Here is a 14306-nt window from a genome sequence, read left to right on the forward strand (position 1 = left end):
TTAATATAGTTTAGGCAATAGTTTTTTAAAATAAAATTAATTTTTTCTTATCTTTTTCCTTCTCCAATACTGTTCCAACCATTAATATGGTAATTCCGGCTGATTTGAGGATGTGTGCATCCTAATAAAGAAAGAAGAAGCCGGCAGAAAAAAAGCCAGCTTCTTTTTCATGAATTACGCTAGACGCCAAGGGCTTCTCACGACATTTGTTTGGTTACGGTCAGGACCGACAGAGAAAGTAGTCAAAGGAATGCCTACTAATTGAGATACGCGCTCTACATAGTGGCGGGCATTCTCTGGAAGCTCATCCAATGATTTGCACCCTGTGATGTCTTCTGACCAGCCTGGAAGCTCTTCATAGACTGGTTTACATTCGCCGATTGCTTTCAAAGTTGCTGGAACCTCATGAATGACTTCGCCTTTGTATTCATAAGCTACACAAATCTTGACAGTTTCAAGACCTGATAATACGTCAATCGAGTTCAATGATAAATCGGTAATCCCGCTGACACGGCGTGCATGGCGAACGACAATAGCGTCAAACCAGCCTACACGGCGCGGTCTGCCTGTAGTTGTCCCATATTCACGACCAATTTCACGGATTTGGTTGCCGACTTCATCATGCAATTCTGTAGGGAAAGGACCATCACCAACACGGCTTGTATATGCTTTACATACACCAACCACATGGTTAATTTTCGTAGGACCTACACCAGAACCGATCGTAACACCACCTGCAACCGGGTTAGATGAAGTGACGAATGGGTATGTTCCTTGATCGATATCAAGCATAACCCCTTGTGCCCCTTCGAATAATACCCGTTTCCCTTCATCAAGTGCATCATTTAATACAACGGATGTATCACAAACATACTTCTGCACTTGTTGTCCGTACTCATAGTATTCTTCCATGATATCTTCGATTTTGAAACCTTCCGTCTCATAAAAACGTTCAAACATACGGTTTTTCTCGACAAGATTTTGAGACAATTTTTCCTCGAAAATTTCACGGTCTAAAAGATCTGCCATGCGGATTCCGTTACGAGCGGCTTTGTCCATATAAGCAGGGCCAATTCCTTTTTTTGTCGTTCCAATTTTATTAGCGCCTTTACGATCTTCTTCAACTTCATCCAATTTGATATGGTAAGGAAGAATGACATGTGCACGGTTTGAGATACGAAGATTATCCGTACTCACTCCATGACTATGTAAATAAGCCAGCTCCTCAACAAGAGCTTTTGGATCAACTACCATACCATTTCCAATGACACAAATTTTATCACTATAAAAAATCCCTGACGGAATTAAATGCAGTTTATAGGTAACACCGTTAAATTTTATTGTATGCCCTGCATTATTTCCACCTTGGTAACGAGCAATGGCTTCTGCATTCTGGGATAGAAAATCTGTTATTTTACCTTTACCTTCGTCTCCCCATTGTGTACCGACTACTACAACTGATGACATCTGAATAAAGCACCTCCAAAGGTTCACGTAATACCGATTATTAACCGGTTCTTATCAAACAAACCTATTTTATCAATAATCCAAAGTGGAAGTCAATACAAAATCCGAACATTACACATTTTAAAAAATAATTTGTTCGTAAATATCAAAGGTGTGAATTATTTTCGTTTTTTAAATTGGATTTGGATTGTCAATCTTTATTCTACCCTTGCGTTTCTTATATTATTATCAATGTCCGTTGCTTTTTTTCAAAATAAGAACAGCCCGCCATTGCATGAATGGCAGGCTGTTCCCTACGCCCCGGGAGACATCGAATCATCATCGAAGCGCCGTTCCAGGTTAACGAATTTATTGTATTCTTTTACGAATGCAAGCGAAACTGTTCCTACAGGACCATTACGCTGTTTCGCAATAATAATTTCAATGATATTTTTATTCTCGGATTCTTTATCATAATAATCATCACGATATAGGAATGCCACAATATCAGCATCTTGCTCAATACTTCCTGATTCCCGGATATCAGACATCATCGGGCGCTTATCCTGGCGTTGCTCCACTCCCCTGGATAACTGGGAAAGGGCTATGACAGGCACTTCAAGTTCACGAGCCAACGCTTTGAGTGAGCGTGAAATCTCGGAAACCTCTTGCTGACGATTATCGCCTGAACGGCCATCGCCTTGAATCAACTGCAAGTAATCGATCAAGATCATGCCAAGGCCATGTTCCTGTTTCAAACGGCGGCATTTTGAACGGATCTCACCAATCCGCACTCCTGGCGTATCATCTATATAAATGCCGGCATTGGACAAGCTTCCCATCGCCATCGTCAGTTTGCGCCAATCCTCATCTGTTAAGGAACCTGTCCGTAAATTCTGGGCGTTAATATTTCCTTCAGCACAGAGCATACGCATAACGAGCTGCTCTGCACCCATCTCAAGACTGAAAATCGCTACATTCTCTTCCGTTTTGGTCGCAACGTTTTGAGCGATATTCAGCGCAAAAGCGGTTTTACCTACCGAGGGACGTGCACCAACTATGATGAGATCATTACGTTGGAAACCCGCAGTCATTCGATCGAGTTCAGCAAATCCGGTCGGGATTCCTGTGACATCACCTTGACGGGTAGTTAAAACCTCTATGTTATCGTATGTCCGGACCAATACGTCCTTAATATTTTGAAAAGCCCCGGAATTCTTACGCTGGGCCACTTCCATGATCGTTTTTTCTGCTTCCCCGAGCAGCTCCTCGACCTCGTCCTCGCGGCTATACCCTTCCTGAGCAATATTGGTTGCAGTCCTGATCAAACGACGAAGCAATGACTTCTCCTCGACGATGCGAGCATAATATTCAACATTGGCCGCGGTAGGAACAGATCCAGCCAACTCACTTAAATATGATACCCCGCCAACTTCTTCAAGGTTCTTTGCGGCAGCCAGTTCTTCTGTCACCGTAATTAAATCGACAGCTTTACCTTCATCATTCAATTTGATCATCACATTAAAGATTTTCTGATGTGAGCTTCTGTAAAAATCCTCCGGAATCAAAACCTCCGAAGTAACAGTCAATGAAGAGGGCTCAAGAAAAATGGCACCTAATACGGCTTGTTCCGCTTCTATATTTTGAGGGGGAATCCTATCCTGAAATTGTTCTATCATATCTTAAAACCTCCCATTCTAAGAGGATACCTTTTTGCTTATTAATAAGTTTCTAGTTAAAAAGAAAAAAGTGAAAGGACAACATGCCCAATCACATTTTTCGTCTATCTCTATTTTATCAATTTTTCACAGATATGAAACAACTAAAATTAGTTAATTTCTTTCACATGCACAGTCAGTGCCGCAGTGACTTCAGGATGAAGCTTGACAGGCAGTTTGGTATGCCCTAAAGAACGGATACCGTCAGCAAGCTCCATTTTCCGTTTATCAATCTTGATGTCATGTTTTTTCTGAAGCTCTGATGCAATTTGTTTAGTCGTGATGGAACCAAATAAACGCCCGCCCTCACCGGCTTTAGCAGATAGTTCAACTGTTAATTTCTCCAATTGCACTTTCAATTCTTCTGCATGTTGCAGTTCTTCTGCAGCAAGTGATTGTTCTTTATTTTTCTGAGCTTCCAACGTTTTTACATTTGTATTATTTGCTTCAACGGCCAATCCTTGTTTAATCAGGAAATTATGTGCATATCCATCTGCAACATTTTTAACTTCCCCTTTTTTTCCTTTACCTTTAACGTCTTTAAGAAATATTACTCTCATTCTTTTTGTCCCCCTTCTAAATATTCATCTATCGCTGCTTTTAATCGACTTTCAGCTTCACCAATGGAACATACTTGCTGTGTAGCGGCATTTGTTAAATGTCCGCCTCCATTCAACATTTCCATGATCACCTGTACATTGATATCGCCGAGAGAACGCGCACTTATGCCTACTGTATCATCCGATCGCTTAGCCATTACGAATGAAGCAACAACGCCATCCATGGTCAAAAGCGTGTCTGCAGCCTGAGCAATGAGCACCTGATTGTGGATCTGATCGGTTTTTGCCGAGGCAATGGCAATTCCCTTTTTATAAAAGATAACTTCTTCAATGAGCTTCGATCGTTTAATATAAGTGTCCACGTCTTCTTTTAAGAATTTCTGGACAAGTACCGTATCCGCTCCATGTGCCCTTAAGTAAGAGGCTGCATCAAAAGTACGTGAACCCGTTCTTAATGTGAAGCTTTTCGTATCAACTATGATACCGGCAAGAAGCGAGGTAGCTTCCAGCATATCAATTTTTGAGCGTTTTGGCTGATATTCAAGCAGTTCGGTTACAAGTTCTGCTGTTGAAGATGCATATGGTTCCATATAGACAAGCAATGAGTTTTTGATGAACTCTTCACCTCGGCGATGATGGTCAATGACTACAACCTTATCGATCCGATTCAATAACCGCTCTTCAATGACCATCGAAGGTTTATGTGTATCGACTACAACCAGCAAGGTCTCATCCGTAATCATTTCAAATGCATCATCAGGTGTTATAAACCGGGCATGCAGTTCTTCTTTATTCTTGATTTCCTCCATTAACCGAAGGACACTGCTATCAAGCTGCTGGGTGTTAATGACAATATAGCCTTCCCGTTCATTCATTTGGGCAACTTTCAAGATGCCAATTGCCGAACCGATTGCATCCATATCCGGGTTTTTATGGCCCATGACAATGACTTTATCGCTATCAAGGACTATATCCTTCAATGCATGGGAAATCACACGTGCACGTACCCTCGTGCGTTTTTCCATAGGATTGGTTTTACCGCCATAGAATTTCACTTTTCCATTCGCTTGCTTTATGGCTACCTGATCACCGCCCCGTCCCAAAGCTAGATCCAGGCTTGACTGTGCAAGCGTCCCCAATTCTGGTAAGGACGATACGGCCGAGCCAACTCCAATGCTCAAAGTCAACGGTACATTTTGCTTGGCCGCCGTTTCCCTGATTTCATCCAAAATCGAGAATTTCCCCTTCTCAAGTTGATGAAGGATGTGTTCATTAAATACCGCAATGAATCGTTCCGACGAAACCCGTTTAAAGAATACACCATTATCTCTTGCCCATTTATCAAGAAGTGAGGTAACCAGGCTATTAATGCTGCTCTTACGCTGATCATCCATCCCTTGTGTCAAATCATCATAATTATCAAGGAGAATGATTGCAATTGCCGTCCGCTCATCTTCATATAACTTCTCAATTTCCACTTGCTCCGTCACATCGAAAAAGTAAAGGAGTCTTTCCTCTCGCTTATGGACCACTTTGAATTTCCGATCATGAAGCGTAAGTGTCTCTGTCTCAATCTCTTGCTTAATTAACGGAACAATCGAGTCTGCGACATCGTAAAGCGATCTTCCCGCCAAGGAATCTTCACTAAAACATGAAGCCAGGAATGGATTGGTCCATTCAATGTAATAATCTTCATTAAAGAGCATGATCCCAATTGGCATCTCCAATAACGCTTCCTCGCCAACCTTCTTTAAACGGTAGGATAAAGTCGTTATATACTCTTCTGTCTTACGTTGTTTTTTTTCTTCCATTCTTAATGTTAAATAAAATAAACCAGCAAGAATCAGCAGTCCAATAAGTGCAATAACCCAATTATAATAAGCCAGCACGCCCAAAAGTAACACGCCGGCGGCCAGCATCCCATACAAAGGGGACTTAATCGAGTATTCTTTCAAATAAGATGGCATAGTTTCAGCTCCTAAAAGCATCTGTTTTACAAAAGGCTATTCCCTCTTCTTGATTTTCTCCCTAAAAGGAAAGCCTAAATCTATAATACCTAAAAATCGTATGACCGTAGTGATAATCGGAAGCGGCAGCAGCAAGGAAACAACCAAGATTGAAACAGGTATGGCCTTAGCCCATGACTTCACATGAGCGAAATAAAAAATCAGAGAATATCCTTGTAACAATATGAAGAACTGCAGAATGAAAAATAGGTTCGTTATGGCCATATATACAAAACTGTTCTTATCCGTATTCACAAATAGGGCAAGAAGCATCGTAATTAAATAATACCATAAAAGGCTTTTCGGGAGTCGAAGATCTCGAAAATGAGGCCATTTTAACGTCTTTTCACTGAACCTCTTCAAAATGGGGTGCGCAGCCAAGAAAATCAATAACACCATGATGACGGACATCAGCACAAATAAACTTGGCATTAGCGTGTTCAACATATCGATCGATTCATACAAACGCTTTTTGACTTGTTCTGTCGGTTCCTGTCCAAAAGATTCCATGATGCCCACTGAATGATCAAAAGACTCCTTGACCATGACCATCGATTCTTCTATGTAATTAACATCCGTTATTAATACTGAAGCTGCATATATTACTAAAGTGCCTCCAAGAAAGACAAGGACTGCGCCTATGAACATAGGTGCCATCGGTTTGTCTTTTTTCAAAAAATAGCCGATCGCAATACCCGTTGCTCCCATAAGTAAGGTCAAGGGAACAGACAATATCGTCGCGATGAGGATCGTCAATAGCGATGCAATAAATAGGTAACCAAGGCTCCACGATAACTTTTGTTTGATTGTGACCAGAATGAAAGGAATGGGTAAAAAGAAAAGAGTGATGATACCCACTATCGGGACATGAATGGTGATGAACAATAAAATGCAATATAGTGCCAAAAGGGCTCCGCCCTCCGCAATTCGTCTCCCGCTATTCATCTATTTTTTTCACCCCCCTGTTATTAATATGAATGTCTTATCTTCATCTTTATATTGTATCCGTTACGGCTAGGATATTTCAAACATCACAATCTTTTTTCAAAATATGATTATTTTTTCGATGAAAAATCTCCTTTTAACAAGGAATATTCTTTATAAAAAAAAACCGCATTTTTGCGGATTTCAGGAACAAGAACATATCTAATAAAAAAGGCACATAAAGGATAACTCCTCAATGTGCCAATTTATTATTCACCAGATACATATGGTAGTAATGCCATAGTACGTGAGCGTTTAATAGCAATCGTTAATCTACGTTGATATTTAGCGCTTGTACCAGTTACACGACGTGGTAAAATTTTACCGCGTTCTGAGACGAATTTTTTAAGAAGATCTACATCTTTGTAATCAATTTTAGTGATTCCGTTAGATGTGAAATAACAAACCTTTTTACGCTTACCGCGTCCTTTACGTCCACCCATTGCCATAATAAATTTCCCTCCCTGCTTTTTAAATTTTCATTTTAAACGGCTGTTTAAAACGGAAGATCGTCATCTGAAATGTCGATTGTCTTGCCGTCATTTGCAAATGGATCATCATCTACACGAGTGTAGTTGTTGTTGCTCCGTTGATTCTGATTAGGATTTTGTCCATACGAATTGTTGTCATTTCCGTTATTATTGTTGCTATAACTTTTTTGACCCCCACCGTAAGAACCGCCTTCATTTCTTTCACCCGCTGAACTGCTTCGTGGTTCAAGGAATTGAACGCTCTCAGCCAGAATCTCCGTCACATATACGCGTTTGCCGTCTTGTCCTTCATAATTACGTGTTTGGACACGTCCATCCACGCCAGCTAAACTGCCCTTTTTCAAGAAGTTAGCTACATTTTCTGCCGGTTTACGCCAAACTACACAGTTAATGAAATCCGCTTCACGTTCACCCTGCTGATTCGTAAAACCACGGTTAACAGCTAAAGTAAAGGTAGCTACGGGGACTCCATTAGGTGTATATCGTAATTCAGGATCTTTAGTTAAGCGTCCTACCAAAACTACGCGATTCATCATCAGAATCAACCCCTAAGTTTCAAGCTTGTTTCATGTGAAACAAGATTAGAATTTATATTAAATATCGGATTATACTTCTTCTCTAGTAGCCATATGGCGAATAATGTCTTCACTGATTTTAGCAAGACGATCGAATTCTTGAATCGCAGCACTTTCAGCGTTAACTTTAAGAAGCATGTAGTAACCATCACGGAAATCATTGATTTCATATGCTAGACGGCGTTTACCCCATTCTTTTGCTTCTACTTCCGCACCATTATCAGAAAGGATTGTGTTGAAACGTTCAACTAAAGCTTTTTTAGCTTCTTCCTCAATGTTTGGACGGATGATATACATAATTTCGTATTTTCTCATCACTGTCACCTCCTTTTGGTCTAAGCGGCCCAATTGGGCAAGGAGCAATTATTTATAATTACTCACAAGATAAAATTATAGCATAGTTAATGAGGCTTTGCAACGAACGGTTTGACTTATTACAAATTATTGAAATCTAGTGATTAAAGAATCAAAAAACCCTACAAATGAACTGTAGGGTCTTTACATCTTAAACGTTAAAACGGAAATGAATTACATCGCCATCGTTAACGATGTATTCTTTTCCTTCCAAGCGAACTTTTCCTGCTTCTTTTGCAGCACTATGACTACCCGCTTCAAGCAAATCGGTATAAGAAACCGTTTCGGCACGGATGAAACCACGTTCGAAATCCGTGTGAATGACGCCTGCACATTGAGGGGCTTTCATACCTTTTCTGAATGTCCAAGCGCGCACTTCCTGTACCCCAGCTGTAAAGTATGTTGCCAATCCAAGCAGATTATATGAAGCACGAATCAATTGGTCAAGACCTGACTCCTCGATGCCAAGTTCAGAAAGGAACATTTCTTTTTCTTCACCTTCAAGCTCTGCAATCTCTTCTTCGATTTTGGCACAAATTACGATCACTTCTGCATTTTCCTTCGCAGCATAGTCACGAACTTGTTGAACATATTCATTATCGTCGGCATTAGCCACTTCTTCTTCGCTCACATTTGCCACATAAAGCGTCGGCTTCGCTGTAAGCAAATGCATGCCCTTCACGATTTTTTGCTGTTCTTCAGTAAATTCAACTGAACGAGCTGGTTTTTCATTTTCCAATGCTTCTTTCAAAGCTACAAGAATTTCATGTTCAGCCACTGCGCCTTTATCTTTTTGCTTGGCCATTTTTCCGACACGGTCGATGCGTTTGTCAACGGATTCCAAATCGGCAAGAATCAATTCAAGGTTGATGACTTCAATATCATCGATTGGATTTACCTTTCCAGAAACATGAGTAATGTTGTCGTCAGCGAAACAACGAACGACTTGGCAAATTGCATCCACTTGACGGATATGGGAAAGGAATTTATTACCCAATCCTTCTCCTTTGCTCGCTCCTTTTACAATCCCGGCGATATCCGTGAATTCAAATGCTGTCGGTACCGTCTTTTTTGGTTGAACCAATTCAGTCAATTTTTGTAAACGATGATCTGGCACTTCCACAATCCCGACGTTTGGGTCAATCGTACAGAAAGGATAGTTGGCAGATTCCGCACCTGCCTGTGTTATTGCATTAAATAAAGTGGATTTACCTACGTTAGGCAAACCAACTATACCAGCTGTTAAAGCCATTTATATTTCACTCCTTCAAGATAATTCGTACATATGGAAAAAGACTGGTCCACAAAAACAGACCATCCAATTACCTAAACCTTTCCCAATTATAGATTTCGCTTCCTAAAAAGACAAGTAAATCATTGTGATCGCAAAACTAGTTTCTTTCCAAAAAAAAAAGCATGATCACTCCTCATGCTTTTGTAGAACTTTTTTCATTTTCTTCGCGAATTCACGTCGAGGCAACATTACGCTATGACCGCAGCCTTCACATTTTATCCGGATATCCATACCAAGTCGAATTATTTTCCACTTATTTATTCCACAGGGATGTGGTTTTTTCATTTCCACAATATCCTTAAGCGCAAATTCTTTTTCTTCCATACCCATGAGCCCCCTAATTTCTACGACTCGCTGCCATTATACGTGGATTTAATCCCACTTGAATCAAGAGCAGCACTTATTTCTTTCCTCAATATCCTACTGATTTCGACATGGCGCATAGGCTTTGTCTCCGCTGTAATCCGCAGGACGATTTCTTCACGACTTATTGTTTCGATACCCAAAAATTCAGGTGCATTAACTAAGGCTTCATATTTGCCTTCCATACTGTTTAAACGATCAATCAGCAACTTTTCGGCAAGCTCCACAGATCCATCATTAGGTATCGTCACATCAACAACAGCCTTACTGTTCAAAATGGAGTAATTCGTAACTTGAATGATGCTGCCATTAGGTATGAAGTGCAATTCCCCTGCACTGGTTTTGATCTTCGTTGTACGAAGCCCAATCTCAATGACTTCCCCTTCAAAACTATTGATTTTAATATAATCTCCAACCGAGAATTGGTCTTCAAAAATCACGAAAAATCCTGTGATTATATCCTTGACCAAACTTTGAGCTCCAAACCCAATGGCCAAACCGATTACACCCGCACCAGCAAGTAATGGCATTACGTGAAGTCCGAAAATTTCCAAAATCATCATCAATGCGATGAAATTGATAACATAGGTAATGATATTTTCAAGCAACTTAATGAGTGTCGTTTCCCTGCGCTCTGAAACACGTATGGGACTTCTTAAACGAGCTTTGAAAAATTTATTTAAAATGGTCTTTCCTATTGTAATAATAATACGTGATAACAACAGAACAAGGAAGATTTTAATAATCCCCTCGCCCACCAGCAACCATATTTTTTCATCCAAAATCTCTTTAATAACGTCATCATAAATGCGATCCATCTTTTCCTCCTGCCCATTGCAAAATACTGCAAAACTTTAATATCTTCTCTTCTCTATGAAATTCCATATAGAGATATTCCTCTACCCCTCATGCTGTGAAATAACCATCATTAAGAGAACTTTTATCTATTTTATCAATAAATAAGGGTTTCTGTACAAAAAAAATATGGGTATATAGGTAAAAGAATTAGAAGTTTTTTCCCAGATAATCAAATAATCTATTAATAGAATGTATAAATGAAAGCAGTTGGTAGAGGTAGAAACATCAATCCATTCCCTTTCACCTGTTTGCATGCTCTACAAAATATTCCCCGATCCATTACGTTAAATGCCGTATATTTTTTCCTTTTTATCCGTATACTGTAATATCGAATAAAGTAAAGGAGTTGAGCCGATGAATCTGAATTCTAGTCTATTTAATAATAAAAATAGAATGAGTCGCATCCTGCATGAAGATACGGATGCATCCAAACAAATTTCCCAGGAATTAATCAACCTTCTACCAACCGGAAAGCTTCAACCTATCGTCATTGTCTGTATAGGCACAGACCGTTCTACAGGCGATTCCCTCGGACCACTTGTCGGCACTCTGCTTAGTGAAAAAACTGAAAACAGCTCTTCTTCATTCCATGTTTATGGTACTCTAGATGACCCTATTCATGCGATGAATTTACAGGAAAAATTAAATGAGATAAAAAAGCTTCATACCAATCCCTTTATAATCGGAATTGATGCTTGTTTAGGGAAAATGAAAAGCGTCGGGATTGTTCAAATCGGCCAAGGACCAGTGAAACCCGGTGCTGGGGTCAATAAAGATCTTCCTTCCGTTGGTAATGCCCATATTACAGGAATCGTGAACGTAAGTGGGTTCATGGAGTTCATGGTCTTGCAAAACACTCGTCTTAATCTTGTTCTAAAAATGGCCAAAATCATCGCCGAGGGGATTTACGAAGCACAAAGTCTTTATCCAGCAAATCCTGCCATCACTCCTTTCACTTGGTCATTCAAGCAGGAAAAAACCCTTTGAAAGGGTAAACGGATTATAAAAAAAAGAAGGAAGGGAATATCCCTTCCTTCTTTCTTTTATACATAATACATAATAGTAACTAGAATGGCTGTAATCATTATGCCCGGAAGCAGATTAGCCACCCTTATTTTGGTGACACCAATAATATTCAAGCCAATTGCTAAAATCATGACTCCCCCAGTTGCCGTCATTTCCAATATGAAGGAATCCATTAATGCAGTCGGTATCATCGTATTGATTTGCCTTGAAAAGATCGCTATGAAGCCTTCATAAAGAATGATGGGTACTGCCGAAAAAAGTACACCGATGCCAAGCGTACTAGCGAGGACTAGTGCTGTAAAACCATCAATGATCGCTTTTGTTATCAAAACATCATGATCATTCCGGATACCACTATCCAGGGCACCGATAATGGCCATGGCTCCGATGCCAAATATGAGCGTAGCCGTTACGAAGCCCTGAGATATCGAAGTTCCTTCCTTTGCTTTCATCCTCCGCTCAATCCAATTCCCTAAGGAATTAAGCCTCGCCTCAAGATCCATCCATTCCCCAAGGACGGCCCCTCCAACCATACTTAAAATGACGATTAAGAACTGATCACTTTTAAATCCCATCTGCAAGCCTAAGACTATAACGGCTAAACCAATGCCACTCATGACCGTTTCTTTTATCTTTTCAGGTATATGTTGTAAAAACCTTCCCAAAATCGCACCGATTAAAATACAGGCACCATTTACCAAAGTCCCTAATAATACCATCTCAACCACCTAATTTTCTACAGAACACACTGCTGTTTTTCCTCAATTCTTTCATAAAGAGGGATTTAAGAGGAAAGGTCCTCTTGATCGATCAAGCCCAAAATTCTCTCTAAATCTTCTTTTGAAAAGAATTCGATTTCTATTTTCCCTTTTTTCTTGCTTTGTTTTATCGTTACACTCGTTCCTAGTCTTTCACGTAGACTTGATTCCCGTTGCTTTATGAAAATATCTTTTTTCTCTTGTTTCTTAGGTTTGGTTTCACGTGAAACAGTATCATTCAATTGATGTATATATCGCTCTAGCTGTCTGACATTCATTCCTTCTTTGAGGATCTTATCCACTACTGGATTAAGCAACTCTTTTTTCTTTAAACCTAGTAATGCACGGCCATGCCCCATGGAAATTTTGCCTTCAGAGATGTAACTCCTTATCCCTTCAGGCAAAGAGAGTAATCGAACATAGTTCGCAATATGTGGTCGGCTTTTACCTAACCGGCTGGCCAACTGTTCTTGTGTGAAATCCAATTTTTCTAGCAAAGTTTGATAAGCTGCCGCTTCCTCAATCGGATTTAAATCTTCCCGTTGCAGGTTTTCCAAAATAGCCAGTTCCATCATTTGCTGTTCATTCAATTCCCTTACCACAACCGGAACTGTCTTTAAACCAGCTTCGTTCGCAGCGCGATAACGCCTCTCTCCAGCCACGATTTCAAAACCCTTAATACTTTTCCGGGCAATAATCGGCTGTAATATCCCGTGTTCCATGATCGATTGCTTTAATTCTTCTATAGCTTCAAGTCGGAAGCTTTTTCTGGGCTGATAAGGATTTGGCCTTAATTCCCTTATTTTGATTTCCCGCACGATTTCATCTTTACTGATCTCACCATTGTTGAAAATTGCGTTAAGTCCTTTGCCAAGTCCTTTAGCCATTTGATACCACTTCCTTTGCCAGTTCTAGATAGACCTCCGCTCCTCTTGACTTTGGATCATATATAATTATTGGTTCTCCATGGCTCGGTGCTTCACTCAATCGGACATTGCGGGGAATGATGGTTTGATACACTTTATCCTGAAAGTATTTTTTGACTTCCTCTATAACCTGGAGACCTAAATTTGTTCTGGCATCCAACATCGTCAATAGCACACCTTCAATTTTCAAATCATGGTTCAAATGCTTTTGGACGAGACGGACCGTATTTAATAATTGACTCAAGCCCTCCAATGCATAGTATTCACATTGTACAGGGATCAAAACGGCATCAGCCGCTGTTAATGCATTCAGCGTAAGCAATCCTAATGATGGAGGACAGTCGATTACAATGTAATCATATCGACTTTGCACCTCTTCCAATGCCCTTTTTAATCGGACTTCCCTTGAAATGGTTGGTACCAGTTCGATTTCCGCACCTGCAAGTTGAATTGTCGCAGGTATAACATATAAGTTTTCAACCTTTGTTTCCAAGATAACGGTACTGGCTTCAACATCATCGACCAATACATCATAAATACATTGTTCCACATCCGCTTTATCAATACCTGCACCGCTTGTCGCATTTCCCTGCGGATCAATATCGACCATTAAGACTTTCTGTCCTATGTATGCAAGACAAGCACTTAAACTGACAGAAGTTGTCGTTTTTCCAACACCGCCTTTTTGATTGGCAATGGCGAGAATCTTACCCACGAATTCACCTGCTTTCAACTATATTCATAACGTTATATTTAATCAATTTTACCGTAAATTCATTTATTTTCTTTCTATTTTATCATGAATGCTACAGGAAGAAATCGTTTTCTTAAATTACTCCTGATATTTGAAATTTAGCTAAACCTTACAAAAATCCCTAAAAAATTGCACCACTTTTCACGTAACAGATGCTAGTGTTATCTAGAAAATAAAAAAAAGCTTGGTAATC

General features: G+C 40.0%; 15 protein-coding genes. 1 reads left to right on the forward strand and 14 read right to left on the reverse strand.

All coding sequences use genetic code 11. The features are described 5' to 3' along the window. Positions 1–174 precede the first annotated feature (174 nt). From ACFWE9_RS04885 to ACFWE9_RS04935, 11 genes are all read right to left on the reverse strand, one after another. Positions 175–1467, reverse strand: coding sequence for an adenylosuccinate synthase (locus tag ACFWE9_RS04885; RefSeq protein ID WP_230161618.1), 1293 nt, complete (start codon positions 1465–1467; stop codon positions 175–177). Positions 1468–1760: 293 nt separating this feature from the next. Continuing rightward, on the reverse strand, positions 1761–3125 hold the full coding sequence (gene dnaB, locus ACFWE9_RS04890; protein WP_230161616.1) for a replicative DNA helicase: 1365 nt from the start codon (positions 3123–3125) through the stop codon (positions 1761–1763). 149 nt (positions 3126–3274) lie between these two features. After that, positions 3275–3724, reverse strand: coding sequence for a 50S ribosomal protein L9 (rplI, locus tag ACFWE9_RS04895; protein ID WP_230161614.1), 450 nt, complete (start codon positions 3722–3724; stop codon positions 3275–3277). Continuing rightward, positions 3721–5691, reverse strand: coding sequence for a DHH family phosphoesterase (locus ACFWE9_RS04900; protein WP_230161612.1), 1971 nt, complete (start codon positions 5689–5691; stop codon positions 3721–3723). The genes rplI and ACFWE9_RS04900 overlap by 4 nt, the downstream gene beginning before the upstream one ends. Positions 5692–5727: 36 nt before the next feature. Beyond that, positions 5728–6675 carry a YybS family protein gene (locus ACFWE9_RS04905; RefSeq protein ID WP_377355844.1) on the reverse strand — a complete coding sequence of 316 codons (948 nt, stop codon included), beginning with the start codon at positions 6673–6675 and terminating at the stop codon, positions 5728–5730. A gap of 248 nt (positions 6676–6923) precedes the next feature. Beyond that, on the reverse strand, positions 6924–7163 hold the full coding sequence (gene rpsR / locus ACFWE9_RS04910) for a 30S ribosomal protein S18 (RefSeq protein ID WP_230161608.1): 240 nt from the start codon (positions 7161–7163) through the stop codon (positions 6924–6926). A gap of 47 nt (positions 7164–7210) precedes the next feature. Next, positions 7211–7741 (reverse strand): single-stranded DNA-binding protein, encoded by a 531-nt coding sequence (gene ssb / locus ACFWE9_RS04915; RefSeq protein WP_230161606.1) that lies wholly within the window; start codon positions 7739–7741, stop codon positions 7211–7213. A 69-nt stretch (positions 7742–7810) separates the two neighbouring features. Beyond that, positions 7811–8095: a 30S ribosomal protein S6 gene (rpsF, locus tag ACFWE9_RS04920; RefSeq protein ID WP_034316153.1), complete on the reverse strand. Its 285-nt coding sequence runs from the start codon at positions 8093–8095 to the stop codon at positions 7811–7813. 190 nt (positions 8096–8285) lie between these two features. After that, positions 8286–9386: a redox-regulated ATPase YchF gene (gene ychF, locus ACFWE9_RS04925; protein ID WP_230161604.1), complete on the reverse strand. Its 1101-nt coding sequence runs from the start codon at positions 9384–9386 to the stop codon at positions 8286–8288. Between the two features lie 168 nt (positions 9387–9554). Continuing rightward, complete coding sequence (locus ACFWE9_RS04930; RefSeq protein WP_230161602.1) at positions 9555–9752, reverse strand: DUF951 domain-containing protein; 198 nt, start codon at positions 9750–9752, stop codon at positions 9555–9557. 20 nt (positions 9753–9772) lie between these two features. After that, entirely contained in the window at positions 9773–10609 is an 837-nt protein-coding gene (locus tag ACFWE9_RS04935) for a mechanosensitive ion channel family protein (protein WP_377355847.1), read from the reverse strand. Between the two features lie 394 nt (positions 10610–11003). On the opposite strand from ACFWE9_RS04935, the gene yyaC reads away from it, so the two are divergent. Next, on the forward strand, positions 11004–11636 hold the full coding sequence (gene yyaC / locus ACFWE9_RS04940; protein ID WP_230161598.1) for a spore protease YyaC: 633 nt from the start codon (positions 11004–11006) through the stop codon (positions 11634–11636). Positions 11637–11692: 56 nt separating this feature from the next. Here yyaC and ACFWE9_RS04945 read toward each other — a convergent pair whose 3' ends face one another. From ACFWE9_RS04945 to ACFWE9_RS04955, 3 genes are all read right to left on the reverse strand, one after another. Further along, complete coding sequence (locus ACFWE9_RS04945; protein WP_230161596.1) at positions 11693–12394, reverse strand: DUF554 domain-containing protein; 702 nt, start codon at positions 12392–12394, stop codon at positions 11693–11695. Positions 12395–12459: 65 nt separating this feature from the next. Further along, on the reverse strand, positions 12460–13320 hold the full coding sequence (locus tag ACFWE9_RS04950; protein WP_230161594.1) for a ParB/RepB/Spo0J family partition protein: 861 nt from the start codon (positions 13318–13320) through the stop codon (positions 12460–12462). Further along, positions 13313–14074, reverse strand: coding sequence for a ParA family protein (locus tag ACFWE9_RS04955; RefSeq protein WP_230161592.1), 762 nt, complete (start codon positions 14072–14074; stop codon positions 13313–13315). The genes ACFWE9_RS04950 and ACFWE9_RS04955 overlap by 8 nt, the downstream gene beginning before the upstream one ends. Positions 14075–14306 lie beyond the last annotated feature (232 nt).

It is taken from the genome of Peribacillus sp. NPDC060253 (genome assembly GCF_042727425.1).
Taxonomy (GTDB): domain Bacteria; phylum Bacillota; class Bacilli; order Bacillales; family DSM-1321; genus Peribacillus.

What these genes read in the sequence shown, in the direction of transcription:
- ACFWE9_RS04885 (WP_230161618.1), bottom strand. Translation starts at nt 1,467, where the DNA reads ATGTCATCAGTTGTAGTAGTCGGTACACAATGGGGAGACGAAGGTAAA.
- dnaB (WP_230161616.1), bottom strand. Translation starts at nt 3,125, where the DNA reads ATGATAGAACAATTTCAGGATAGGATTCCCCCTCAAAATATAGAAGCG.
- rplI (WP_230161614.1), bottom strand. Translation starts at nt 3,724, where the DNA reads ATGAGAGTAATATTTCTTAAAGACGTTAAAGGTAAAGGAAAAAAAGGG.
- ACFWE9_RS04900 (WP_230161612.1), bottom strand. Translation starts at nt 5,691, where the DNA reads ATGCCATCTTATTTGAAAGAATACTCGATTAAGTCCCCTTTGTATGGG.
- ACFWE9_RS04905 (WP_377355844.1), bottom strand. Translation starts at nt 6,675, where the DNA reads ATGAATAGCGGGAGACGAATTGCGGAGGGCGGAGCCCTTTTGGCACTA.
- rpsR (WP_230161608.1), bottom strand. Translation starts at nt 7,163, where the DNA reads ATGGCAATGGGTGGACGTAAAGGACGCGGTAAGCGTAAAAAGGTTTGT.
- ssb (WP_230161606.1), bottom strand. Translation starts at nt 7,741, where the DNA reads ATGATGAATCGCGTAGTTTTGGTAGGACGCTTAACTAAAGATCCTGAA.
- rpsF (WP_034316153.1), bottom strand. Translation starts at nt 8,095, where the DNA reads ATGAGAAAATACGAAATTATGTATATCATCCGTCCAAACATTGAGGAA.
- ychF (WP_230161604.1), bottom strand. Translation starts at nt 9,386, where the DNA reads ATGGCTTTAACAGCTGGTATAGTTGGTTTGCCTAACGTAGGTAAATCC.
- ACFWE9_RS04930 (WP_230161602.1), bottom strand. Translation starts at nt 9,752, where the DNA reads ATGGAAGAAAAAGAATTTGCGCTTAAGGATATTGTGGAAATGAAAAAA.
- ACFWE9_RS04935 (WP_377355847.1), bottom strand. Translation starts at nt 10,609, where the DNA reads ATGGATCGCATTTATGATGACGTTATTAAAGAGATTTTGGATGAAAAA.
- yyaC (WP_230161598.1), top strand. Translation starts at nt 11,004, where the DNA reads ATGAATCTGAATTCTAGTCTATTTAATAATAAAAATAGAATGAGTCGC.
- ACFWE9_RS04945 (WP_230161596.1), bottom strand. Translation starts at nt 12,394, where the DNA reads ATGGTATTATTAGGGACTTTGGTAAATGGTGCCTGTATTTTAATCGGT.
- ACFWE9_RS04950 (WP_230161594.1), bottom strand. Translation starts at nt 13,320, where the DNA reads ATGGCTAAAGGACTTGGCAAAGGACTTAACGCAATTTTCAACAATGGT.